General features: G+C 60.9%; 29 protein-coding genes. 16 read left to right on the top strand and 13 right to left on the bottom strand.

The features are described 5' to 3' along the window. Window positions 1–34: 34 nt before the first annotated feature. The 5 genes from RXV86_RS07885 to RXV86_RS07905 all read left to right on the top strand — a co-directional run bounded on the left by RXV86_RS07885 (window position 35) and on the right by RXV86_RS07905 (window position 5,386). Window positions 35–1,165: an enolase C-terminal domain-like protein gene (locus tag RXV86_RS07885; RefSeq protein ID WP_316298956.1), complete on the top strand. Its 1,131-nt coding sequence runs from the start codon at window positions 35–37 to the stop codon at window positions 1,163–1,165. Next, window positions 1,162–2,430, top strand: a complete 1,269-nt coding sequence (locus RXV86_RS07890) for an FAD-dependent oxidoreductase (protein WP_316298957.1) — start codon at window positions 1,162–1,164, stop codon at window positions 2,428–2,430. The genes RXV86_RS07885 and RXV86_RS07890 overlap by 4 nt, the downstream gene beginning before the upstream one ends. A 52-nt stretch (window positions 2,431–2,482) precedes the next feature. Beyond that, window positions 2,483–3,460, top strand: a complete 978-nt coding sequence (locus RXV86_RS07895) for a TRAP transporter substrate-binding protein (RefSeq protein ID WP_316298959.1) — start codon at window positions 2,483–2,485, stop codon at window positions 3,458–3,460. An 84-nt stretch (window positions 3,461–3,544) separates the two neighbouring features. Continuing rightward, entirely contained in the window at window positions 3,545–4,078 is a 534-nt protein-coding gene (locus RXV86_RS07900; RefSeq protein ID WP_316298960.1) for a TRAP transporter small permease subunit, read from the top strand. 3 nt (window positions 4,079–4,081) lie between these two features. Continuing rightward, the gene (locus tag RXV86_RS07905) at window positions 4,082–5,386 is read left to right on the top strand and encodes a TRAP transporter large permease subunit (RefSeq protein WP_316298961.1); all 1,305 of its coding nucleotides are present in this window, start codon (window positions 4,082–4,084) and stop codon (window positions 5,384–5,386) included. Window positions 5,387–5,654: 268 nt separating this feature from the next. On the opposite strand, the gene RXV86_RS07910 is transcribed toward RXV86_RS07905, so the two are convergent. From RXV86_RS07910 to RXV86_RS07925, 4 genes are all read right to left on the bottom strand, one after another. Continuing rightward, window positions 5,655–6,833: an amidohydrolase family protein gene (locus tag RXV86_RS07910; protein ID WP_316298962.1), complete on the bottom strand. Its 1,179-nt coding sequence runs from the start codon at window positions 6,831–6,833 to the stop codon at window positions 5,655–5,657. A 61-nt stretch (window positions 6,834–6,894) separates the two neighbouring features. Continuing rightward, the gene (locus RXV86_RS07915; RefSeq protein ID WP_316300201.1) at window positions 6,895–7,944 is read right to left on the bottom strand and encodes a dipeptidase; all 1,050 of its coding nucleotides are present in this window, start codon (window positions 7,942–7,944) and stop codon (window positions 6,895–6,897) included. A gap of 287 nt (window positions 7,945–8,231) precedes the next feature. Then, window positions 8,232–10,142, bottom strand: a complete 1,911-nt coding sequence (locus RXV86_RS07920; RefSeq protein WP_316298963.1) for an AsmA family protein — start codon at window positions 10,140–10,142, stop codon at window positions 8,232–8,234. Between the two features lie 121 nt (window positions 10,143–10,263). Then, window positions 10,264–10,464 (bottom strand): hypothetical protein, encoded by a 201-nt coding sequence (locus tag RXV86_RS07925; RefSeq protein ID WP_316298964.1) that lies wholly within the window; start codon window positions 10,462–10,464, stop codon window positions 10,264–10,266. A gap of 183 nt (window positions 10,465–10,647) precedes the next feature. Between RXV86_RS07925 and RXV86_RS07930 the strand changes: the two genes are divergently transcribed. From RXV86_RS07930 to RXV86_RS07940, 3 genes are all read left to right on the top strand, one after another. Next, complete coding sequence (locus RXV86_RS07930; protein WP_316298965.1) at window positions 10,648–12,267, top strand: hypothetical protein; 1,620 nt, start codon at window positions 10,648–10,650, stop codon at window positions 12,265–12,267. A gap of 46 nt (window positions 12,268–12,313) precedes the next feature. Continuing rightward, the gene (rimO, locus tag RXV86_RS07935; protein ID WP_316298966.1) at window positions 12,314–13,684 is read left to right on the top strand and encodes a 30S ribosomal protein S12 methylthiotransferase RimO; all 1,371 of its coding nucleotides are present in this window, start codon (window positions 12,314–12,316) and stop codon (window positions 13,682–13,684) included. A gap of 201 nt (window positions 13,685–13,885) precedes the next feature. Continuing rightward, window positions 13,886–14,704, top strand: coding sequence for a hypothetical protein (locus tag RXV86_RS07940; protein WP_316298967.1), 819 nt, complete (start codon window positions 13,886–13,888; stop codon window positions 14,702–14,704). A gap of 27 nt (window positions 14,705–14,731) precedes the next feature. Here RXV86_RS07940 and RXV86_RS07945 read toward each other — a convergent pair whose 3' ends face one another. Continuing rightward, window positions 14,732–15,079 (bottom strand): hypothetical protein, encoded by a 348-nt coding sequence (locus RXV86_RS07945; protein WP_316298968.1) that lies wholly within the window; start codon window positions 15,077–15,079, stop codon window positions 14,732–14,734. A 212-nt stretch (window positions 15,080–15,291) separates the two neighbouring features. Between RXV86_RS07945 and RXV86_RS07950 the strand changes: the two genes are divergently transcribed. Together RXV86_RS07950 and RXV86_RS07955 are read left to right on the top strand one after the other, a co-directional pair. After that, window positions 15,292–15,567 (top strand): DUF1330 domain-containing protein, encoded by a 276-nt coding sequence (locus tag RXV86_RS07950; protein ID WP_316298969.1) that lies wholly within the window; start codon window positions 15,292–15,294, stop codon window positions 15,565–15,567. A gap of 128 nt (window positions 15,568–15,695) precedes the next feature. Further along, window positions 15,696–15,938, top strand: coding sequence for a CDGSH iron-sulfur domain-containing protein (locus RXV86_RS07955; protein WP_316298970.1), 243 nt, complete (start codon window positions 15,696–15,698; stop codon window positions 15,936–15,938). Window positions 15,939–16,084: 146 nt separating this feature from the next. Here the strand turns inward: RXV86_RS07955 and RXV86_RS07960 are convergent, their stop codons facing one another. The 5 genes from RXV86_RS07960 to RXV86_RS07980 form a co-directional block, all read right to left on the bottom strand. Next, entirely contained in the window at window positions 16,085–16,447 is a 363-nt protein-coding gene (locus RXV86_RS07960) for a diacylglycerol kinase (protein WP_316298971.1), read from the bottom strand. Between the two features lie 60 nt (window positions 16,448–16,507). Beyond that, on the bottom strand, window positions 16,508–16,810 hold the full coding sequence (locus tag RXV86_RS07965; protein ID WP_316298972.1) for a DUF6455 family protein: 303 nt from the start codon (window positions 16,808–16,810) through the stop codon (window positions 16,508–16,510). Next, on the bottom strand, window positions 16,791–17,078 hold the full coding sequence (locus RXV86_RS07970; RefSeq protein WP_316298973.1) for a DUF6455 family protein: 288 nt from the start codon (window positions 17,076–17,078) through the stop codon (window positions 16,791–16,793). Before RXV86_RS07970 ends, RXV86_RS07965 begins: the two co-directional genes overlap by 20 nt. A gap of 63 nt (window positions 17,079–17,141) precedes the next feature. After that, a complete protein-coding gene (locus tag RXV86_RS07975; protein WP_316300203.1) occupies window positions 17,142–17,507 on the bottom strand; it encodes a YigZ family protein in 366 nt (121 codons plus the stop codon). Between the two features lie 130 nt (window positions 17,508–17,637). After that, window positions 17,638–18,369 carry a M48 family metallopeptidase gene (locus tag RXV86_RS07980; RefSeq protein ID WP_316298974.1) on the bottom strand — a complete coding sequence of 244 codons (732 nt, stop codon included), beginning with the start codon at window positions 18,367–18,369 and terminating at the stop codon, window positions 17,638–17,640. Between the two features lie 112 nt (window positions 18,370–18,481). Between RXV86_RS07980 and RXV86_RS07985 the strand changes: the two genes are divergently transcribed. After that, window positions 18,482–18,718 carry a hypothetical protein gene (locus RXV86_RS07985; protein WP_316298975.1) on the top strand — a complete coding sequence of 79 codons (237 nt, stop codon included), beginning with the start codon at window positions 18,482–18,484 and terminating at the stop codon, window positions 18,716–18,718. Window positions 18,719–18,853: 135 nt separating this feature from the next. Here RXV86_RS07985 and RXV86_RS07990 read toward each other — a convergent pair whose 3' ends face one another. Continuing rightward, on the bottom strand, window positions 18,854–19,114 hold the full coding sequence (locus tag RXV86_RS07990; RefSeq protein ID WP_316298976.1) for a DUF167 domain-containing protein: 261 nt from the start codon (window positions 19,112–19,114) through the stop codon (window positions 18,854–18,856). Window positions 19,115–19,205: 91 nt separating this feature from the next. Here RXV86_RS07990 and RXV86_RS07995 point away from each other — a divergent pair, with 91 nt between their 5' ends. The 3 genes from RXV86_RS07995 (at window position 19,206) to RXV86_RS08005 (ending at window position 21,700) form a co-directional block, all read left to right on the top strand. Continuing rightward, window positions 19,206–20,315, top strand: coding sequence for a class II histone deacetylase (locus tag RXV86_RS07995; protein WP_316298977.1), 1,110 nt, complete (start codon window positions 19,206–19,208; stop codon window positions 20,313–20,315). A 120-nt stretch (window positions 20,316–20,435) separates the two neighbouring features. Then, complete coding sequence (locus tag RXV86_RS08000; RefSeq protein WP_316298978.1) at window positions 20,436–21,014, top strand: nitroreductase; 579 nt, start codon at window positions 20,436–20,438, stop codon at window positions 21,012–21,014. Beyond that, the gene (locus RXV86_RS08005) at window positions 20,999–21,700 is read left to right on the top strand and encodes an EI24 domain-containing protein (protein WP_316298979.1); all 702 of its coding nucleotides are present in this window, start codon (window positions 20,999–21,001) and stop codon (window positions 21,698–21,700) included. The genes RXV86_RS08000 and RXV86_RS08005 overlap by 16 nt, the downstream gene beginning before the upstream one ends. 64 nt (window positions 21,701–21,764) lie before the next feature. Here RXV86_RS08005 and RXV86_RS08010 read toward each other — a convergent pair whose 3' ends face one another. Continuing rightward, window positions 21,765–22,043, bottom strand: coding sequence for a DUF1467 family protein (locus tag RXV86_RS08010; protein ID WP_316298980.1), 279 nt, complete (start codon window positions 22,041–22,043; stop codon window positions 21,765–21,767). Beyond that, window positions 22,043–22,447, bottom strand: coding sequence for a methylmalonyl-CoA epimerase (gene mce / locus RXV86_RS08015; RefSeq protein ID WP_316298981.1), 405 nt, complete (start codon window positions 22,445–22,447; stop codon window positions 22,043–22,045). The genes RXV86_RS08010 and mce overlap by 1 nt, the downstream gene beginning before the upstream one ends. Before the next feature lie 174 nt (window positions 22,448–22,621). On the opposite strand from mce, the gene RXV86_RS08020 reads away from it, so the two are divergent. Both RXV86_RS08020 and RXV86_RS08025 read left to right on the top strand, forming a co-directional pair. Beyond that, entirely contained in the window at window positions 22,622–23,338 is a 717-nt protein-coding gene (locus tag RXV86_RS08020) for a response regulator (RefSeq protein ID WP_316298982.1), read from the top strand. 160 nt (window positions 23,339–23,498) lie between these two features. Further along, window positions 23,499–23,684 (top strand): hypothetical protein, encoded by a 186-nt coding sequence (locus tag RXV86_RS08025; protein ID WP_316298983.1) that lies wholly within the window; start codon window positions 23,499–23,501, stop codon window positions 23,682–23,684. The last annotated feature ends 107 nt before the right edge of the window (window positions 23,685–23,791 follow it).

Raw genomic sequence — 23,791 nt, forward strand, 5'->3', positions numbered from 1 at the left:
CAACCTGTTTGCGGGCGCATCAAGGGGGAGTCGCGTGTCCGACCTGAACCAAAAGATTACCGACTTGGATGTCTGGCACCTTGCACTGCCGGTCAATTCGCGCCGTGACCATGGCATCGGCACGGTCGAAGCCACCTGCGAGATCGTTCTCGTCCGCTTGACGTCCGAGGGTGGCGCGCAAGGTTGGGGCGAGGCGTCACCGTGGTCGGTTTTCACCGGTTCACCCGAGGCCAGCCTTGCCGCACTTGATCGCTACATGCGCCCGCATGTTGTAGGTGCCCGGGTGTCGGACCGCTCCGCCATCATGGCACGCGCACTCACCACCGTCGCCCACGCGACCGAAGCCAAGGCGGCACTTGATGCCGCACTTCTCGACCTGATCGGGCAGATCACTGGTCAGCCCGCTCATGCCTTCCTTGGCGGGAAGTGCCGCGACACCATTCCGCTGTCGGTCTCAATCGCCAATCCTGACTTCGACGCCGATATCGCCCTGATGGAACGGATTCGCGACGATGGTGTCCGCCTGATCAAGCTGAAAACCGGCTTCCGTGACCATGCTTTCGACATCATGCGCCTTGAACGCATCGCCCGCGATTTCCCCGAATTCTCGGTCCGGGTCGACTACAACCAGGGCCTGGCGCCCGAAGAGGCCGCGGCACAAGTTGCCGATGTCGCCAGTTTCAAACCCGATTTTATCGAACAGCCTGTACGCGCCCATCACTTCGAGCTGATGGCCCGCCTGCGCGACATGATCGACGTACCACTTCTGGCCGACGAATCCGTCTTCGGCCCCGAAGACATGGCCCGCGCCGCGCGCGAGGGCATCTGCGACGGGGTTTCTATCAAGATCATGAAATCCGGCAGCCTGTCACGTGCCCAGGACGTTGCCGCCATGGCCGCCGCCCATGGCCTCACCGCCTATGGTGGCGACATGTTCGAAAGCGGGCTGGCCCATCTTGCTGGCACCCACATAATTGCCGCTACACCGGCCATCACTCTGGGATGCGAGTTCTATCAGGCCAGCTATTTCCTGACCGAAGACATCCTTGAAAACACGTTCCAAGTCGAAAACGGCCATGTCGTCGTGCCAGACACCCCCGGTCTCGGAGGTCGCCCGGACATGGGTAAAATCGCCAAATATGCCATCACGGGACCAGCCGCATGAGTGACCAACCCAAAACTATCGCCGTCATCGGGGCTGGCATCGTCGGAGTTTCGACCGCAATCTGGCTGCAACGCGAAGGCCACAAGGTCATCCTGATCGAGCGTGAGGCGCAGGCGGGCGAAGGCACGTCTTTCGGCAATGGCGGTGTTCTGGCATCCTGCTCGGTCGTGCCGGTGACGGTGCCCGGCCTCCTCACCAAGGCCCCGGGCATGCTGTTTTCCCGCAATCAACCTTTGTTTCTGAAATGGGGTTACCTTCCGCGGCTGCTGCCCTGGCTTCGCCGCTATCTCTCCCATGGCAATGCCGAGGACGTCCGTCGCATCGCTGCCGCCGTCAAAGGCGTTGTCGGCGACAGCCTCAACGACCACCTCGCGCTCGCCACCGGCACGGGGGCCGAGAAATGGATCACCCCTTCTGATTACCTCTTCCTGTACCGCGATCGCGAACATTACGAGGGCGACGCCTTCGGTTTTGGCATCCGCCGCGAGTTGGGATTCAAATGGGACGAGATGGAACGCGATGAACTGGCCGCCTATGACCCGGCCTATTCCGACGTCGTAGGCTTTGCCGCGCGTTTCGGCGATCACGGACGAATCTCCGACCCCGGCCAATACGTCAAGGACCTCGCCGCCCACGTGGTCGCGCAGGGCGGACAGATGATCCAGGCCACGGTTACCGATTTCATCCGCGAAAATGGTCGCCTTACCGGCTTGCGCGCCGAAACCCTGTCGGGGGCCGACACCATCACCTGCGACGCCGCGGTTCTGGCCACCGGCGCCTGGTCAAAGGCCCTGGGCGAAAAACTGGGCATGCAGATCCCGCTGGAAACCGAACGCGGCTACCACCTTGAACTGTGGGAGCCCAACCTGATGCCGCGCGCGCCGGTGATGGTTGCCTCCGGCAAATTCGTCATGACGCCGATGGAGGGCCGCCTGCGCCTTGCCGGTATCGTTGAGTTCGGCGGTCTGGAAGCCCCCGCTTCTCAGGCTCCTTTCGCCCTTCTGAAACGGCAACTCAAGGAAGTGCTGCCGCAACTCACGTGGAAAGAGGAGAAGGAATGGATGGGCCACCGCCCCGCGCCAACCGATTCGATCCCCGCTATTGGCGAGGTCCCGGGCATCAAGGGCGCCTTCCTCGGCTTCGGCCATCATCATATCGGCCTCACCGGCGGGCCGAAAACGGGCCGAATCCTGGCCCAGATTATCGCCGGCAAAACCCCAAACGTTGACGTGGAGGCCTATTCTCCTTCACGCTTCGCTACATAGCATCAACCACCCCGGGCAAACCGGGCACTTCAACCAACCTAGGGAGCTACCAATGAAACACCTCAAAACCCTCACCGCTGCATCTGCGCTGGCCCTCGCCAGCGCCGCCCCGGCCCTGGCCGAAACTTGGGACATGCCAATGGCCTATTCGGCGTCGAACTTCCACTCGGCCGTGGGTGCCGAATTCGCCGCCTGCGTCACCACCGGCACCGGTGGCGACATCGAGATCAAGACCCACCCGTCGGGCTCGCTCTTCAAGGGCGCCGACATCAAACGCGCGATCCAGACCGGCCAGGCCCCCATCGGCGAACGCCTGCTGTCGGGCCACCAGAACGAAAACGCTCTGTTCGGTTTCGACTCGATCCCGTTCCTGGCCACGTCGTTCGATGACAGTGCCAAGCTGTGGAAAGCCGCCAAGCCGTCGATCGAAAAGGTGCTGGCAGATCAGAACCTGACCCTGCTTTATGCCGTGCCGTGGCCGCCGCAAGGCCTCTATTTCAAGAACGCGGTCAATTCGGTCGCCGACATGAAGGGCATCAAGTTCCGCTCGTACAACAATGCCACCTCACGCCTGGCCGAACTGACCGGCATGCTGCCGGTGACCATCGAGGCTGCCGAGATTTCACAGGCCTTCGCCACCGGCGTAGCCGAGTCGATGGTCTCGTCCGGCTCCACCGGTTACGACCGCAAGGTCTGGGAGAGCCTGGACTACTTCTACGAGGTCGACGCCTGGCTGCCGCGCAACTACGTTATGGTAAACTCCGAGGTTTGGGCCGGTACGTCGGACGCCAACAAAAACGTGATCAAGGGCTGTGCCCAACTGGCCGAATATACCGGCAACTGGCGCGCCAAGGAATACACCGGTTTCACGCTGCAAGGTCTGCGTGACGGCGGTATGACCGTTGGTCCGGCTTCCGACCAGATGGTGAGTGAACTGAAGGAAATCGGCGTCACCATGACCAACGAATGGCTCGAGGCCGCCGGTGACGAAGGCAAAGCCATCGTCGATGCCTTCAAGGCAATGCAATAAGGTACGGCCTGCAAAACAACGCGCATTCCCGGTTGAATCCCGGGGATGCGCCACCAAAACAATTATAATTGGGGGGGACGACCAATGGCAGCCTTGCGTACGCTCAGGTCCGGATTGGATTTTCTCTACAAACTTTCAGAGCTGATCGCTGCGCTCTGCATGATCGCCATCCTGGTGTTGATCGTGATGCAGATGCTGGCCCGCTGGTCCTCTGCCATCTTTCCCGGCGCGCCGGAATACGCCGCCTATTGCATGGCTGCGGCCTCGTTCTTCGGCTTTGCCGCCGCGCTCAACCGTGGCAGCCATATCCGGGTCTCCCTGCTGCTGAATGCCGTCGGCCCAAGGATGCGCCGCTTCGTGGACATCTGGTGCTTTGGTGTTGCCGCGGTAACGATGTGGTATTTCGTGCTGCACGCGCGCCAGTTCGTTTATTGGTCCTGGAAATTCAAGGAAGTCTCGCAATCCGAAGACGCCACCATGCTGTGGATCCCTCAATCGGTCATGGTGATCGGCGGCGTACTTCTGGCCATTGCGCTGACCGATAACCTTCTGCACCTGATCTTTACCGGCAAGAACCGCATCAACCACGATGCCATCGAACCAACACAGGAGGTCTGAACCATGGACTATTTCCTTCTCGTTCTCATCTTCCTCGCGGTTCTCTTCCTCCTGCTCGGCTCGGGTGTCTGGGTTGGCATCTCAATGATGGGCGTCTCTTGGGTCGCGCTTGAACTGTTTTCCAATTCGAGCACCATCGGCCAGGACATGGTCAGCCAGATCTGGTCGGTCTCGAAATCCTGGGAATTGGCGGCCCTGCCAATGTTCATCTGGATGGGAGAAATATTATTCCGAACGCGATTGTCCGAGGACATGTTCAAGGGGCTGTCGCCGTGGATGGCCCGTATGCCCGGCGGGCTGGTGCATGCCAATATCGTCGGCTGCACCATCTTTGCCGCAGTATCGGGTTCTTCCGCGGCGACGCTGACCACCGTGGGCAAGATGTCGATCCCGGAACTGCGTAAACGTAACTACCCAGAAACGATGACCATCGGCACACTTGCCGGGGCGGCGACGCTGGGCCTGATGATCCCGCCATCGCTGACGCTGATCGTCTATGGCGTGACCATCGACAATGTCTCGATCATCAAGCTGTTCTTTGCCGGCATCCTGCCCGGCCTGGTTCTGGCGGCGATGTTCATGGCCTATGTGGCCGGGTTCTCCTTCCTGTCATCGAAATGGAACCCGGACCAGGAAACCGGCATGTCTTTTGTCGACAAGCTGAAGAACTCGCGCTTCCTGATCCCGGTGGTTCTGCTGGTTCTGACCGTGATCGGCTCGATGTATATGGGCTTTGCCACCCCGACCGAGGCCGCTGCCATCGGTGTGATCGGGGCCTTCATCCTGGCCACCGTACAAGGCTCGCTGACGCGGGAAACCTTTACCGCCGCCACCATCGGCGCGGTGCGCACCTCGGCGATGATCGCGCTGATCCTGGCCGGATCAGCCTTCCTGAAGTTCGCCATGGCCAAGACCGGCCTGCCGCGCGAATTGGCCGAGCTGATCGCAAGCTGGGAACTGTCACGCTTTGGCCTGCTGATGGTTCTTCTGGTGTTCTACATCATCCTCGGGTGTTTCCTGGACGGTATTTCAACCGTGGTGCTGACCATGGCGGTCCTGGAACCGGTGGTGATCAACGCCGGAATCGACCTGATCTGGTTCGGCATCTTCATCGTCGTGGTGGTGGAAATGGCTCAGATCACCCCGCCGATCGGGTTCAACCTGTTCGTGCTGCAGGGAATGACCCATCACGAAATGGGCTATATCGCCCGCGCCGCGATCCCGATGTTCCTGATCATGGTGGTGATGGTCTTCGTGCTGATCGCCTTCCCGGCATTGGCGACATGGCTACCGGAGAACTTGCGATAGCGAGGTATTGCGCCGCCTGACGGCGCCGCCCGGGTGGCCCTCGCTTCGCTCGGGCCACCGCATGGTATCTGGTGGTGCCGCGCTGACGCGCGGCGGGGTGGTCAGCGGCGAAGGCTTTGACATAAAAGCGGACGCCTGCGGCCCCGTCGGAGTTTGAGTATTTGCTCCAAGAAAGAGACCATGGGCAAGCCTCTCTTTCTTGGAGCAAATACTCTCCGCGAAGCGTCCCACGCCCGAACCCCGCGCCGTCGTCGAGGAAATTTCCGGCTCAGGCGGCCACAACCCCGCGCACCAGTTCCGGCAAGCGTGTCGCCGGCGGCGTATTGCGCGACCGGAGCGAGCGGACCGCACCGTCGATCACCGTCATGCCGACCCCCGGCAGGTTGCCCAACTCGACCGATTCAAGGATGTCCTTGCCAGGCGCATGCTGGGCCTGATCCATCAACGCGAAATCGGCGGGTCGGCCCACTTCCATGATCCCCTGCTCCAGATCCCGTTGCCGCGCCGTGTTGCCATTGGCAAAGCAGAAGGCGACTTCGGCCTTCACATTGCCAAGCGAGGCCAGCATCGCCACCATCCGCAGGATGCCCAGCGGCTGCACACCCGAGCCCGCTGGCCCGTCGGTGCCGAGGATAATCCGGTCCATCTGCTTAAGTTCGCGCGCAGTATTGAGCGTCAGAAGCGCGGCACGTTCATTGCCGTTATGCACAATCTCGAGCCCAGCGGTGCAGCTTTCACACAGGCACATGATCTGATCATCGGGCAGCGCCGAATGGCCGCCATTAATATGGCCAATCACATCCGTTCCGGTTTCCAGCACCATGTCGGCATCAATCAGGCCCGACCCGGGGATCGACGGGCCACCGGTATGGATCGTCGACTGGATGCCGTATTTACGGGCCCAATCAACCATCTGCTTCGCGGTCTTGCCGTCCTTGACGGTGCCGAGACCGACCTCGCCCAACAGTTTCACCCCGGCATCAGCCATGTCCTTGAAATCCTGCTCGACCATGCCGTGTTCGATCACCGGCGCCCCGGCCATGACCTTCATGCCAGTGGGACGAAAGTTCTCGTACCAGCGCTGTGCGGCGATCGCCATCGCCTTGAGGCCGACCACGTCCTTGGGCCGCCCCGGCATATGCACCTCACCGGCGGAAATCAGCGTCGTCACCCCGCCATGCAGGGTGCTGTCGATCCAGTGCAACTGTTGCTGGCGTGGAGTGTAGTCACCAACCACCGGGTGGACATGGCTGTCGATCAGGCCGGGCGCGATGGTGATGCCATGGGCGTCTACTTCGGTCTCGGCCCCTTCGCAATTCAAGTCCTTCTCATAGCCGATACTGGTGATCCGGCCATCCTCTGCAATAACGCAATCGCCGTCGAGAATCGGCTCTTCCATCTTGCCCGACAGGATCAGACCGATATTGCGAATGACCAGCTTGCTCATTTTTGCACCCTCCAACGCCGTTAACGTTAGTGTGCAAACGAAAATCCGATTCCGTCAAGCCTCAGCCGCCCCAAATCACTCCAAGCACCCGAAGCCAGTTTTCATGCGCCAGCTTGGTGATTTTTTCCTCGGAATAGCCGCGCCCGCGCATCGCCTCGATCAACACCGGCAACCCGGAGGCATCCTTGATCCCCTCTGGCACCACGGCACCATCGAAATCCGAACCCAGCCCGACATGATCCTCGCCCATGCGCTCGATCATGTGATCAAGGTGATCCAGCATCAGCTCAACCGGCGCCTGCGGCACCATCTGCCCATCCGGGCGCAGGAACCCAGTGGCGAAATTCAACCCCACCATGCCGCCCGACGCGCCAACCGCATCCAGTTGCGCATCCGTCAAGTTGCGCGCCTGCGGGCATAGCGCGTGGGCATTGGAATGGGTGGCGATCAGCGGCTTGGAACTTATCCCGGCCACATCCCAGAACCCAGCCTCGTTCAGGTGACTGAGGTCGATCACGATCCCTATCTCGTCACAGCGCGCCACCAGCCGTTTGCCATCGCGGGTCAACCCCGGCCCAATGTCACCGGTGGACGGGTATTTGAACGGCACCCCGTGGCCGAAAACCGTTGACCGGCTCCAAACCGGCCCAAGCGAGCGCAGCCCGGCAGCATAGAGCACATCCAGGGCGTGGAACGCCGGATCTATCGCCTCGGCGCCTTCGATATGCATCACCGCCGCGATCTCGCCCTCGGCCATGGCAGCGCGAATCTCGGCCACGCTACGACAGATGCGCAAGGCGCCCTCGGCTTCAAGCTGCATCAACAGAGCCACCATTTCCATCACCACCGGCAAGGCCTGTTCATGCGGGATCGGATCGGGCAGGGCCAGGTCGTATTCCGGCTGAGCCATCTCAGCCTTCATGGTCGCAAGGTCCATTGGGCTGGGCACGAAAATGGCAAAGAACCCACCGGCGAAACCGCCCGCCACCGCGCGCAGCAGGTCGATATGCCCATCCCGGCCCTGATGGAACAGCTTCAAGGCGGGCCGTCCCCCGGCCTTACGCAGTTTCAGTAATACGTCGTTGTGCCCGTCAAAAACCCGCATGATCACCTTTGCCAATCATATTTCCCATCAACTTAGAATGCCCCAAGCCACGGCAAAAGCCCATGCCTGACACCAGCCCGAATTGGCGGCGCCGCTCACTTATGGTTGGAACTTGGCATTTTGTGGTCTGACGGGGTGATTAGCCAAGCTGCACCCGCATGGGGTCAACGCGCTTCGCACCGATATGCGTTCACCCGCCCACGCCCTGGTGGCAGCGCTGCGCATCTTCGTTTGTCCACTCAAAACAGAATCCGCGCCCGCTTCGACAAAACCCAACGCCCCGAACACCCGCATTAATCCAGTAGCTTGAGCAGCCCTTTCTTCAACTCGTCTTCGGCTTTTTCCTTAAGCGCATCCTCAAGGCTCTGCCCCTCTTCCACGACAACGCCCGTCTCCTGCTCGACCCGCTCGCGCACCGCATCCTCGATCTTTTTCTCGGCGGCTTTGATCTCTTCCTTGAAATTCAACGTGATCACCGAGCGCAGGTCCGGCATTACCTTCACGTCGCTCCACGGGCCGCGAATGCGCACCGGAACGGCAACCCCCTGACCGCCACGCGCTCTCAGAGCAACCGGCGTGAACAGGTAGTCAATGTCCATTGCCCCGATCCCGACGCGCCCTTCGCCCCGAGCCTCGATATCCTCCATCACCAATGTCAGATCGCGATTCTGCAGATTGCCCCCGATCAATGTGAACCCGGCGGTAAGACTATCGAACGGGGTCGATCGGCCGCCATCCTGCTTCAGCATCACCCGGTCCAGGCTAATCCCTTCGAACAACCCGTCCACGATCCGGATACTGCCATCTCCCTTGAGGCTTTTCATGATCTTGGCAATCGACCCGCCGACACCCAGGAAATTCAAATGCCCGTCGCTCTTGCCTGACACGGCCTTGATCTTGGCGCTGTCGCGCAGCAGGTCCCGGGCCTCGACCCCTGTCATGGTCAACTTGCCCCCAACCGACAGCCCACCGCGGTTGTTGATCACGAACTCGCCGCCCAGTGTCCCGCGATGGGCTGCTACGTCGACAAGCGTGAACACCGCCCGACTGCGCTCGAGATTCAACATCACTTCGCTTTTGCCAAGCTTCAGCGATCCGAAATCAATCGCACCCGCAGTCAGCCGCGCCTGCCCGTTGAACTGGCCCAGCGCCCCGGCATCCAGCGGCTCGTCAGACCAAGTGGTTGCGGCCTGGCCGCCGCCGCTGCCGCCGGACAATGCCGAAAAGTCCAGAGTCCCGGCGCGCACCCGTGCGGTGGCATAGGGGCGCTTGGCCGACAAATCGATATCGACGTCGATATTCAGCTCGTTGTGATCCAGCGCCAGATCAATCTGCCGCAGGGCCAGCGCCTCGCCCTCGGTGAGAACCAACTTGCCGCTGGCCTTGATCGTCTGCCCCAACCCCCGGGGGGGCGACATCCGCGGCAACCCCACGGCCCCGGCGAAAGCCGCGCTCGACGGCAGGTTTACCGCCACGTCACCCTCGGCATCGCCCCGGGTATTGGCCCGCCCGGTAAATTCGAACCTACCCTTTTCCGCCTCGATCCCGAAGGTCAGCGGCACAACCACCCCGTCAAGAAACGGCATCAAGGCCGCCACTTCGGCAGTCAGAGTCGCTGCCCCCCCTTCATGGCCCTCGGCCCGAAAACCGACGTCAAGCTCGGCCCGTCCCTGCAAATCCGGTGCCCTCAGCTTCACCTCAACCCGTTCAAAGGACTGCCGAGTCTTGCGACCGTGATCAAGAATCAGAACCCGTCCGTCACGCATCACGAACTGGTCCAGACCCACGGCAAACTGACGCCCGCCCGATCCGCCAGAGCCGGCCTCGATCTCCCAGTTGACCCGGCCGTCGTCATGCCGCTCCAGCAACAATTCCGGCCGGTCCAACTCGAGCGTCTTGATCCTGATCTGCCCGCTGAAAAGCGGCCGCGTCTCGACCCCGATGAGCAACCCCTCGGCCTGCAACATCGGGCCCCTGTCGGACCAGTCGGCATTGGCAATGTTGATCGGCCCCGTGCGTACCCGCAGCACCGGGAAATATTTCAGATCGACATCGCCTTCCAGTTGGACATCACGCCCGGTCGCGGCCCGGATCTGATCCAACGCCACCGCGGCCACCCGCTCGCCCGGTAATATCAGAACCACCGCGCCCAACAGCACAACGACCAAGGCCAAAATCACCGCAACTCGAAAAATCCAACGCATTTTGGCCTCCTTGCTCGAATGGGCAATGCGGATTTTGCTTCAATACAAGTAATTGCCGCCGCCGCCTCGCGCAAGAACCCGCCGTTTTCCGCACTTGGATTCTGCGTGGCCCCTTGCACGTTCAGCGTCGATAGGCGTTTTTTGCGTCACTGCGGGTCATGCCCATGTCCTGCAATCGCTCATCAGGCAGATTACGCAGCTTGTGCGCCTCGCGATACCGCCTGTCGCACTCAACCAACCAAGCGAGAAATCCAACAATCCAGGCCGTCGGCGCAAAGGACGTTTCATTAACGGTGCGGGTGTTCTCGGTTTTGATCTGCATCTGATATCCTCCAGATAGGATGTTTCGTTCTCGATGCTCAAACCTTGGCACCGCACCGCAAAACACCCGCAAAACAACCGCAAAATCGCTCGTGAAAAATCGCCCTCCTTGTGCAACACTTCCGTAAAAACACGCCGACATGGCATCAAGTAACCGGCAAATCGCAATTCATCAGAAGGTCCCATGCCCTCCAACCGCCTCATTCTGTCTCTGTCCGGCCCGTTTCGCGCCCATCTGGAACAGGGTGGAAATCTTGACCATATGTCGCTACGCGGCCGGGCACTGCTTGCCTTTCTCTCGCAACAACCGGGAATGCGCGCCGAACGCGGTTTCGTTGCCGACCTGCTATGGTCTGACCGGGCAGACGATCAGGCTCGCGCCTCGCTCCGGCAGGAACTGTCGGTGCTGCGCCGCACCTTGCCCGACGGTATTCTCAACGCCAACCGTCACACCATCTGGTTGGACGAGAACCGGGTCCACGTCGACAAATCCGGCCCCAACGAATTGCTTCAAGGGTTCGATCTCCCGTCGGAAGGGTTCGAAGACTGGCTCAGGGCTTTCCGCGCCACTCAAGATCGAGAGACCCCGTCCCCACCCACACCTGACGCGCCGCAAAGAATGCGCCCATCGCTCGCCGTCCTGCCCTTTGACGAACTTAGCGCGGACGAAGATGACATGTTTGCCGATGGGGTTGTGGAGGAAGTCACCGGTACGCTGTCTCGAGTGCACGAATTCCACGTCATCGCCCGCCAATCCGCGTTTGCGTTGCGCAGCGAAAGCATCGGCGTCCCGGAAGCCGCTGCCCGGCTGGGCGCCGACTATGTCGTCGAAGGCACGATACGCCGCGCAGGCGAGCGGGTCCGCATTTCGGTTCAGCTTGTCCGCGGCAGCGACTCCCACACTCTGTGGTCGGAACGCTTCGATGACCGGCTCGACGATCTCTTTGACCTTCAGGACCGGATCGCGGCCCAGGTTGCCGGGCAAATCTCACCAAGCCTGCGCGACGCCGAGATTGAACGCGCCAAAACGACCCCTCCACAAGACCGCTCGGCTTATGAACTTACGCTAACCGCCCTACCACATTTCTGGGCCAGCCGCCGCGACACGATAGACAAGGCAATTGGCCTGCTTGATGCCGCCATCGACCGTCAGCCGGATTTCGCTCCGGCTCTGGCTTACAAGGCATGGGCGGTTGCCCATTTGCCCACCTACATGTGGTCGAAAACACCGAACAAGGACCATGACCGGGCCGTCGAACTGGCCCTGCACGCCGCCAACCATGCCGACGCCCACGCGCCGACCTTGGTCGCCATAGGCGCCGCCCTGGCCTTCTCCGCACTTGATCTGGAATTGAGCGAGAAGTTCATAGACCGCGCCCTGGAAATCGACCCTAACAATGCCTGGGGCTGGTTGCGGCGCGGTTGGTGCCATGTCTACGCCCATCGCAACGAACAGGCGCTCGAGGCGCTTGAAAAGGCTGAAATGCTTTCGCCGCTCGACCCTTTTCGTTTCAGCGCACAAGTCGCGCGTGGTTCCGCTCTGCGCCAGATGGGCAGAGCCGACGAAGGGGTTGAATGCGCCCGACGCGCCCTGCGCGAAAACCCTGGGGCCACCTGGATACGCCGCACGCTGGTCTTGTCGCTTCTTTCTGCCGGGCGGACAGACGAAGCCGACAAGGAAATGCAGATCCTGCTGGGTGAGAACCCAAACATGACCCGCGCCCGGTTTGAAGCCTCCTTCCCCCGCGCCTTTTGGGCCCGCAATCAGGCCTATGCGCCCTTCCTTGACCGGTTCGACTTCTGATCTCGCCCCTTTCCCCGGCGCTCCCGGCCCGCTATACGCCCAGCCCATGACCAACCCGCCCAGCCTCCGCCCCGACCTCGCCAACGCCTCCATCCGCGAGGACAAGCGCGTCAACCAGCCCACCATAGGCATGGTCTCGCTCGGCTGTCCCAAGGCGCTGGTCGACAGCGAACGCATCCTCACCCGCCTGCGCGCCGAGGGCTATGGCATCTCGCCCGACTACCAGGGTGCCGACGCCGTCATCGTCAACACCTGCGGCTTTCTCGACAGCGCCAAGGCGGAATCCCTCGACGCCATCGGCGAGGCGCTGAAGGAAAACGGCAAGGTCATCGTCACCGGCTGTCTGGGGGCCGAACCCGACTATATCCGCGAGCATCACCCAAAAATCCTCGCCGTCACCGGCCCGCATCAATATGAACAGGTGCTCGATGCCGTGCATGACGTGGTCCCGCCCAGCCCCGATCCCTTTGTCGACCTCTTGCCGGCATCGGGTGTCAAACTCACCCCGCGCCATTACAGTTACTTGAAAATCTCCGAAGGCTGTAACCACCATTGCAAGTTCTGCATCATCCCCGACATGCGCGGGCGGCTCGCCTCCCGCCCCCACAAGGCGGTGCTGCGCGAGGCCGAGAAGCTGGTCGAAAACGGCGTCCGCGAACTCCTCGTCATCAGCCAGGACACCTCTGCCTACGGCATCGACTGGCCCCGCACCGACCGCCCCACGGGCGAACAACCGATCACCGCGCTGGCCCGCGAACTGGGCCAACTGGGAGCCTGGACAAGACTGCATTATGTCTACCCCTACCCGCATGTGCGCGAGCTGATCCCGCTGATGGCCGAGGGGCTGATCCTGCCCTACCTCGACGTGCCGTTCCAACACGCCCATCCCGATACGCTGAAACGCATGGCGCGGCCTGCCCATGCCGAACGCACACTCGATCGCATCAACGAATGGCGCAGCATCTGCCCCGACATCACCCTGCGCTCAACCTTCATCGTCGGCTATCCGGGCGAGACGGACGCCGAATTCCAAACCCTGCTCGACTGGCTGGATGAGGCCCGGCTCGACCGCGTTGGTTGTTTTCAATACGAAAACGTCGACGGCGCGGCCTCCAACGCGCTGCCCGACCATGTCGCCCCCGAACTCAAACAGGAGCGCTGGGAACGCTTCATGGAAAAGGCCCAGGCCATCTCCGAGGCCAAGCTCGCCGCCAAGGTCGGTCAGGCCGTGGACGTGATCATCGACGACATTGATGAGGACGGCATCGCCACCTGCCGCACCAAGGCGGACGCGCCAGAGATCGACGGCAACCTGTTCATTGACGAGGGCACCGAGGGGTTGTCGATTGGCGAGATCGTCAGCGTCGAGGTGGACGAGGCCGGAGAATACGACCTCTGGGGCCGCCTTCCCGGCTGAGACCAAGGGCAGCGCCCGACCCGCCGGGGCGCCTCAACTCTTGGCGCCACGCCGCAACACGCGCCACCCTCAAACCGCACACTCCCTCTCAGAAGCGCCCGCCCCGTGGGGGGCGGGTCGGGCGCTGCCCGGCGGTACCGCCGGGTATGTGCTCGAAAATCGGGTTCGCGTTGAAGTTGATGCGGCGGGGGAGTATGATTTGTGAGAAAGGTATTCGCAGTGACGACAAATTTCCTTCTTATCGGCATTCCTCTGACCGAGGAAAACTTCACTTCGCTGGCCGAAAATTTTTATGACAATCCCGAAACTGTAGTCACGAAGACCGCGTACGGCCATTCGGCAATGCTTCGCGATCCTTCCGGCAGCGAAATCTGGATGTATTTCGATAATGACGGCGAGTTCCTAACAATGAACCCGTTCTTTTCCCGGGGCGAGCCTCCATTTGTATCCAAAGTTGCTCCCTCGGTCGGGCCAGAGCTACCTTACGGTGCTTTTGAGAGTTACGCCGCAATCGACATCCTGGAAAATGGAGAAACCGCCACCCGGTCAGGCGCACACTTCATCAATTTACCCCACTACGCACCATCTCCTGCAGGCAAAGCCTTGGCGAGACTTTGGGCTCCAAAACATAGAAAACGAACTCACACGATCGAAACTACAGCCGATCTCGTGATCTTCTCCCACGGAACCGAAATCTTCGAAACCGACAAAGACTTTTTTGATAGCCAAGACAGCGAAGTACAATATGGCATACCTTCTTTCATTCCCTTTGGGTTATTTGAAACGGCAGATGGGTATGACAATTCGGTTGGTGGCGCCGGTCGAATAAAAGACTATGAAATGAACGTCATCGGAATGGGGAACACACCGTATCACTGGGCTTTAGTGGACGGTATCGGAGGTAACTTCACGGTGGTTTGGGCCGAGCACATCGGCCCTCCGCCGCAACTTGGTTCGGTTCTCAGCTATGACGGCATGATGATTTCGCGGCAGATAGAAGACTCACCCAAAACCTCCTAATGGTCGCGAAAACGCTTCGTACAAGCCTCACTTCCGCGCCCGCTCCAACGCCGTCCCTCCGGCCCATGTCCCATGCAACTCCCCCCCGGGCATCACAACGTAAACCACCGGCGTGTCCGCGCCCCAGTCCACTGTCACCACCCGGCCATCGCGCACACCAACCCCGGCATAGCTCTGCTTCGCCACGATCCAGGCAAAGGCCACCGCGCCGCCGGTGCTTTCCTGAACCGTCAATTGCCCATTATAGGCCGACCCGTCCGGGTTGCGCCCCTCTACCTTGTAGGTTCCGGAGATATCCGCCGGAATGTCCTGCGCCAGAACCGGCGCGGCCAACAGGAACGGAACCGCCAGAAACAACCTGCGTGCAATCATCATGTGACCCTCCCCTCAAAAGAGTTTTTCGAAATGCGTCTCCCTGTAACACCGTTATGATACGCTTCCCTCAACCAAAGGAGAAGCCCATGCCCGCCTATCTAAAGCGTTTCGCGACAAACCTGAATCACGGGTTTTTCGCGAAACGCGCGGACCCTGTTGATGTTGTGGGCGTTTCGAAACCAACCTGTGTCTCAGGTTAATTCCGAAACGCTTTGATCTATGATGTCGAAATCCACGACCCGGGACCCTACGGCGAGTTCATGAAACAGGTGAAGCCGCTGGTCGAACGGATGGGTGGCAAATACCTCGCCCGCGGCGGCGCGCATGAGGTTCTAGAAGGCGACTGGCAGCCCACCCGGATCGTGCTCTTTGAGTTTCCGGATATGGACAGCGCCCGCGCCCTGTTCACCTCGGACGCCTATGCGCCGTTGAAAGAGCTGCGCCGCACCTGCTCGACCGGCCACGTGGTCATCGTCGAGGGCGTTTGACGCCCGGCCACCGTAGGGTGCGCGCTTGCACGCACCGTCTGCGCCCCCGCACGACCCGATTGGTTGACCTCCTTGCCACACCGCGTCACTCTCGCCCGACCCCACGCGACGAACAGGAAAGCAGACCCATGACCGACACCCCCGAGATCGCCCAGAAAGCCCCCTATGCCGTCGAGGTCGAGGAAGGCAAAAACTATTTCTGGTGCGCCTGTGGCAAGTCCAAGAAACAGCCCTTTTGCGATGGCAGCCACAAGGACACCGAATTCAGCCCGGTGAAATACACCGCCCCAGCCAGCAAGAAGGTGTTCTTCTGCGGCTGCAAGCATTCGGCCAAACAGCCGCTGTGCGACGGGTCCCATTCCAAGCTCTGAGGTTTTCGAAACCCAAACCCACCGCGCGCCGGAGAAACCTTTCGGCGCGTGAAATCCTTAAGACACCGAACGCCCGACAGATACCCGACAGGTAGCAGACGGAGTCCATACATCGGGTTTTTGGCTCAAACGGCGATTCATTAACCTCAAGGAAGGATGAACTGGCTCAGCACCACCAGCCAGGCGACCCCGGCGGCGAGCGAGGACAGGAACACGCCGGCGCTGGCCGCGTCCTTGGCCTTTTCGGCCATCGGGTGGATCTCTTCCGAGATGTAATCGACGGTGTGTTCAATGGCGGTGTTGATCAGCTCGAAGGCCATCACCAGCACGCCCAGCGACAGGATAAGGGCCCGTTCAGAAAGGGAAATCGGCAGGACAAAGGCCAGTGACGCCGACACCAGGTTGGCCCAGACCCAGGAGCGGAACGAATGCTCGCTCTGCCAGGTGCGCATCACCCCGCGCGAACTCCAGATGATCCGGTCCTTCAACCGTCGAAAGAAATAGAGCATTTCCGCCCTCCCCAAGTCTTGCGGGAAGGATGGTCGCAAACACTCTTCAAGGCAAGTCGCTCAGGCCGGAACCTTGTGCAGGCCCAGCACCTCGTCCTGCAACCGCTCCAACAGCCCCTTGTTGAGACAGGATTCGTAGGCTTTGCAACGGGTTACAGCCTCGGTGGCCAGCCAGTGCTGACAACCTTCTACCATGTGGCAGGCACGGCAATTGGTGACCATTTCGCTGTAGTCCCTCGGCGTGAGCTGCCCGGTCGCCATCGCCTCGCTCAGGTTCACCCCCATGGCGCGTGCCGCTGACCGCGTCAGCCAGAAATGCGTTGCCGGGTCACCCAGTGGTATCTCATTGGATCTCATGATCATTGTCCATCTCTTCAAATGCCCGCAAGGTGGCAAGGCTCAGGCGGTTGCGGCATTTCTCGGGCCATTCAAACCCGCGCTTGTGCCCCTCTTTCAGAAACCGCTCGCATCCTTCGGTCCAGACACAGCCGCGACAGCGCTGCACCACTTCTGCCCAGGTTTCCTGATCCAAATCACCGCGGGCACTGGCACGGGCCAAGTCCAAGCCGCTCTTGCCGGCCATCCGTTGAACCAACCAGTAATGCCGCCGGGTTTCTCCCAATGGCCTCACGTCACATCCCTCCGTCAACCTCTTCAGGCTATCCGGGATCACCACGAATCGCATTGACCAAGATCAATCCGGCGCTGTGCCCAGCGCGTCGAGGTAGGCGCGTACGCAGTCCTGAACCCGGCGAAATCGATCTCCGCCCAGTTTTGTTCCACCATACCAGCGGGTTACAACGATGACATGATTGCGCAGGTCCGCGCGCTCAAGCATTCGGACAATGACCATGCCAGCGCCGCTTTCTCCATCGTCACCTTTGATCGGCGTCCCATCAGCCAACAGAACTGCCCAGGTGTTATGCGTTGCCTTGGCGAATTTCTTGCTCTTCTTCAGGACTTTGAGAAAGGCGTCCACCTCGCCTCGGCTGCAGGCTGAGCCGCCCGAAACCGCGTATTTCGATCCCCGGTCGAACACCACATTTTCCAACTGCAGCATGGTCAGGACCACCAAGGCGGAATTGCCACCGTGGCCGTGGCGCACAGCAGGACGCTCGTGAATGACCGCTCTTTTCTCAATGCGAGGTTCCCATTGTTTTCGGTTTTCCAGGCGGCTGATCAGACCTGCTTCAAATCTGTGAGTTTACACGGCGCACGGTTTCAATCCGGGCCGCGTTCGGCGGGTGGGTTCCCAGGAACCGGTTGCCCGGATCGGGAATGCGGGTAAAAAACTCCGCGCCAACAAGCGGGTTGTATCCTGCCTTTTTGGTGATGATCGTACCCAGAGCATCAGCCTCCAGCTCGAATTCCTTGGAATAGCTGCGCGCACCCACCGCCGCGCCCAGTTCCTGCGCGCTTTGCACCGCGTTGGGGTCGGCCCCGGTCAAAACCGCCAGCCCGGCAAAAATCACCGCACCGGCCGCGGCGTTTTTCTGCTGGCGGTCTATGTGTCCGGCAACGTGATGCGCGGTCTCATGGCCCATGACGAAGGCAAGTTCATCTGCGTTGCGCACCGCCGCGATCAGCGCAAGATTGAAGGCGATCACAGGCCGTCCGTTCTTGTCCAGCGTCTGATAGGCATTGGGTGCCTTGCCCGGGGCCTCGTCGATGACGATCTGGAAATCGCAATTGGCACGCGGCACGCGGGCCCGGCATTCGCGTTCGGCCACCGGCTCGACCGTCTGCACAACGCTCACGAATTGCTTTGCCGCTTTCTGCGCCGAAACCTTTGCCGAAGTCGTCGTGGAACTTGCCTGTTGTGGTGCCTTAACAACAGGCGTCGCCGTCGTACTGATGCAACCCGACAGGAACACTGCGGCCAAAACCGGCCAAATTGCGCGTGGTTTCACTTGTCCTGTCACTCCGCCTTATTCAACGCTCTGCGGTCCAAAATAGCACCAAGACCCGCACAAACCAGCCCCCTCACGGCAAGGTGACGGTTGCCAGCGGAAATCGGCGGATTATGCTGTTGTCATGTTTAGCATTGAGCACGAATTCGACGCCACGGTGATTACCCTTGTGGATGAAGGCAACACGCCTCTTCTGGAAGATGTCATCGTCAACGCCTTTACCGAATGCGTCACGGTCGAACAGTTCGATCCCCGCACCGGCGAGACCCAGAAAATCACTCTGTCGATGAGCCAGCTCCGCGATCTCGGCGCCGCGCTGGATTTGCCCGAAGGGGTCTACACGCTGGCGCCCGAGGCGTAGGGCCTATACCGAGCGGGGTTTTTAGATCGGCGGGATGCAAGGTTAGTTGCCGGCCTGAAGCGGACGTCGAGAGTGGGCTCTGTTTAGCCCACGTCCGCTTCACGCCAAATTCCGCCTTCGCGACTCTTAAATCCACTATCCCTCGACCCGGAACACCTTATCCCGCGCTGTCTGCCCCCGCACCAACATCAATTGCGATTTCGCGACCCCCAACGCCCTGGCCAACAGCTTTTGCACCGCTGCATTGGCCTTGCCCTCCTCGGGTAGCACGGTGACGTAGACCCGGACGGCGCCTTCCTCGTCAATCGCGACCCGGTTGCGCGATGCCTTGGGTGTCACCCGCACGGCAATCTCGGCGCCTGGTCGGGCGAGCAATTTGAGATCGTCAATGGCCATGCCCCTGGCTATCCGGTTCAGCCAAGGTGTTGCAATCCATCGGTATCCACGCGCTAATCCCAAGCGCGGGGAATCGACAAGGGGGACCACCATGACAACCGGCTTTTTCTGGGACGAGAAATGCTTCTGGCACGGCGGCGGCGCCTATGCGCTAACCCTGCCGCTGGGTGATTTCGTGCAACCACTGGCCGCCGGAGGCCTGCCGGAAAACCCGGAAACCAAGCGCCGCCTCAAGAACCTGATGTCGGTCAGCGGCATCGACCAGGAGCTTGCGATGCAATCCGCCACACCCGCCACCTGGGGCGATCTGGCACGTGTGCATCCCGAAAGCTTCCTCACGAAATTCAAGGAAACCTCCGACGCCGGCGGTGGAGAGCTCGGCCTGCGCACCCCGTTTCTGCGCGGGGGTTTTGAGATCGCCGCGCTATCGGCCGGTCTCGCCAAGGAGGCCCTGGCCCAAGTGCTCGACGGCACGCTCGACAACGCTTATTCGCTGTCGCGCCCGCCCGGACACCATTGCCTACCCGACTGGCCCAATGGTTTTTGCCTGCTGAACAACATCGCCATCGCCATCGAGGCTGCCATCGCCAGCGGTCAGGCCTCCCGCTTTGCCGTTGTCGACTGGGACGTGCACCATGGCAACGGCACCGAAGCGATCTTCTATGACCGTGACGACGTACTGACCATTTCGGTGCACGAGGAACACAATTACCCCACCGACACCGGCGACATCACCGACCGCGGCACCGGTGCGGGCGCGGGTTACAACATGAACATCCCCCTGCCGCCGGGCGCGGGCCATAACACCTATCTCGAAACCATCGACCGCCTGGTAACCCCCGCGCTGCAAGACTTCGCCCCGGACGTGATCATCGTTGCATGCGGCTTTGACGCCTGTACGTTTGATCCGCTGGCCCACATGCTCTGCACCGCCGAAACGTTCCGCCAGATGACAGCCAAGATGATGGAGGTCGCTGACGAGACCTGCGACGGCAAGCTCGTCCTCGTCCACGAAGGCGGCTATTCCGAGGCTTACGTACCGTTCTGTGGCCATGCCGTTATGGAACAACTCTCCGGCTCATCCCGTGCCGCCCCGGACCCGATGGCCGAGGTAGTCGCCCAGCGCCAACCCAACACCCGCCAGCAGGCCTTCTTTTCCGAGGTGATCACCGACATGGCCACCGAGCTTCTTGGTACATAACCAACCCACCTCTTCCTCTTGCCACAAATATCCCGGGGGTGTGGGGGCTGGCCCCCATTCCTGCCCTTGACCCACGCGTGTCGGGAGCACAACTAGTCAGCAACGAAAAGGAGACCGCCCATGCCCACACCAAACCAAGCCGCGCTTGACTTCCTGCTCACTCGTCGCTCCCGCCCGGCCAAAACCCTGCAAGCCCCCGCACCGTCCCGGGAAGAGCTTGCGCCGATCCTCACCGCAGCCGCCCGCACGCCGGACCATGGCAAACTGGAACCCTGGCGTTTCATCGTGATCGAAACCGGCGCCATGGCGCGCTTGGCCGACCTGACCGAGAAACACGCCCGCGCCGCTGGTCTTCCGGATGAAAAGATCGAAAAGCAGCGCCAGCAATTCGACCAAGGCCACCTGGCGGTTGCCGTTATCGAGGTGCGTCGCGAAACCAAGGCCCTGCCCGCGATCGAGCAAACCTATTCCACCGGCGCTGTCTGCCTGGCGCTGTTAAATGCCGCGCTGGCTTCGGGCTGGGGTGCCAATTGGCTTTCCGGGTTTCCTGCCCATAACCGCAGCTTCACCGAAGAAGCGTTTGGCCTCGCCGAAAACGAATCCGTCGCCGGATACATCCATATCGCGACCGAAACCCGCATCCCGCCCGAACGCCCCCGCCCCGACATGGAAAGCATCACCACATGGCTCTCGACCTGATCCTCACCAGCTTCCTGCGCGCCATTGGCCAGATCGGCGACCGCCGCTTCCGCCGGGTGCTGTGGCTGGGCATCGCGCTGACCATCGCCCTTCTGGTGGCGGCCTATGCCGCGCTGTTGTGGCTGGTCGATTACCTCGCCGGTCCCGACGCCTATTTAGACGTGCTGGGCCGGGTCGAATGGGTCGGCGACCTGCTGTCATTCTCCTCGGCGATCTTCATGCTGGTGCTCAGCTTCTTTTTGATGATTCCTGTCGCCTCGGCGATCACCTCGATGTTTCTCGACGATGTCGCTCAGGCGGTCGAGGACCGGCACTATCCGACGTTGCCATCGAAACCGCGTGTGCCGTTCTTCGACGCGCTGCGTGACACGGTGAGCTTTCTTGGCATTCTGATCGCTGCCAATACAGTGGCCTTCGTACTTTACGTTTTCATCCCTCCGGCCTCGCCCTTCATCTTCTTCGGGCTGAACGGTTTCCTACTGGGGCGCGAATACTTCCAACTGGCCGCGATGCGCCGCATCGGTCGCGAGGCTGCCAGGGAACTGCGCAGTCAGCACCTTCCCACGATCTGGGCAGCCGGCGTCCTGATGGCGCTTCCCCTGGTCGTACCGATCCTGAACCTGGTGATCCCTATTCTGGGCGCGGCCACTTTCACCCATATCTTCCACGGGCTGAACCGCAGCTGATTGGCTCTTGCGCCTTTTCAGGCGGCCTCGCGAAATGGGACTCGGGGCTGGCGAGCAACCCATGTCAGGACGCGGGCGGACCCATCCGGTTGAACCAGTCGATATCGCGCACGGTAATGACGCCGTTGATGATGATATAGGCGATGATACCCCAGATGATGGCGGCCACCACCGTGGTGATGATCGCCTTTTTCTTCAGGTTATGCTCATGTGGCGAGCCGGCCATCGTCCCCGGCACGATCTCGCCGACATCGCCTTGGGTCTTCAGCCGGATCGGGATCACGATCAGGAAGGTCAGGAACCACAACACGACATAGAGAACGATAGCCGAGGTGATGCTCATCAGACCTGCTCCAGCTCCACAAGACAGCCATTGAAATCCTTGGGATGCAGGAACAGCACCGGCTTGCCATGGGCCCCGATCTTGGGTTCTCCTGTGCCCAGTACTCGCGCGCCGCTTTCCTTCAGGTGATCTCGGGCGGCGATGATATCTTCAACCTCATAGCACACGTGATGGATGCCACCCGACGGGTTCTTGTCCAGGAACCCTTGGATCGGCGAGTTCTCTCCCAGCGGGTAGAGCAGCTCGATCTTGGTGTTGGGCAGCTCGATGAACACGACGGTCACGCCATGATCCGGCTCGTCCTGCGGCGGGTTCACCTTGGCGCCCAACGCGCTACGGTATTGCTCGGACGCGGCGTCCAGATCGGGTACCGCGATGGCGACGTGGTTGAGGCGTCCAATCATGCAAAAAGCTCCTTATGGTCTTCATCTGCGCTCGCTCAGGCGCCCTTATGCGGGTCTGCCACGGCTTTCGCAAGCACTCACACGCGCTCCCAGCGCCCTGTTAACTTCGCATTAGGCACGCCTGCGTAATCCTTGAGTCGCCAACCCGGAAACCCAGCCCCAAGGATGCACGATATGGATGACCTCGACCTGATGGCCCCGCGCCGCCACCCAACTGCCGCCCGCCCGCTTCTGGGCCTGACCGTCCTGGTCGTCGAGGACAGTCGATTTACCTGCGAGGCGGTGCGCCTTTTGTGCCTGCGTTCGGGTGCCCGAATCCGCCGGGCCGACTGCCTGGCCTCGGCGCGGCGGCATCTGCAGGTCTATCGTCCCTCGGTGATGATCATCGACCTTGGTCTGCCCGACGGCTCCGGCACCGAGCTGATTGCCGAGTTGGCCGCGGCACATCCTCGGGTCGGTGTCATCCTGGGGATGAGCGGGGACGACAATACTGAGCAGCTCGCACTTGAAGCCGGAGCCGACAGTTTTTTGGCGAAACCGCTCTCCAGCCTTGCCCTGTTCCAAGAAACCATCCTGTCGCACCTGCCTGCCGATCGCCAGCCCACCGGCCCGCGCATGATGAACGAAGACTTGGTCAAACCCGATCCTATAGCGCTGCGTGACGATCTTGCCCATGCCGCTGAAATGCTGGGCGACGGCCATGATCGCGACGTCCTCGATTACCTGGCCCAGTTCCTCGGGGGCATCGCCCGCAGCGCCGATGATAACCAGCTCGAAGGCGCCGCCATTGCTCTTGCGCGTTCCTGCAGCCACAACCGCGCCTCCCGCTCCGACGTCGCCCGGCTTGCCGGGCTGGTTCAGGATCGGCTGGCAACCCGTGTGGCGATCTGAGGATGCCAGAAGGCGTGCTTTCGCCTTTCCCGTGTTTGTTCCACCAAGTTTACGCCGGGTTAAAAACTAAAAACCGCCCGTTCCTTTGCCCAATCCTGCCACATTTGCACGGCAGGTTGCGTCAAGGCAGTAGAGCGCAACGATTACAGAGGTCGAAACAGTGGAACGTTTTTTTGAACGCTTCGTCAGCGAAGACAAAGGCGCGGTGACCGTGGATTGGGTCGTGCTGTGCGCCGGCGTAGTCGGCCTGACTGCTGCCGTCTACAGCACCCTTAACGACGGGACAACCAATGTCGCTGATCAGACTGCCGGCTATGTTGGCGCACTTGATCCCGGAGGGTTTTGATACCCTGTTTCAAGTCCCTGTCGTTTAGCAAAACTTATGCGAACAGAGCTCGCATAAATTATCCTTCAAACCCGGGACGCCATTCGTTTATGGAATGACGCCGGCAA

Source organism: Aliisedimentitalea sp. MJ-SS2 (assembly GCF_032586155.1).
Lineage (GTDB): Bacteria > Pseudomonadota > Alphaproteobacteria > Rhodobacterales > Rhodobacteraceae > JAWHTC01.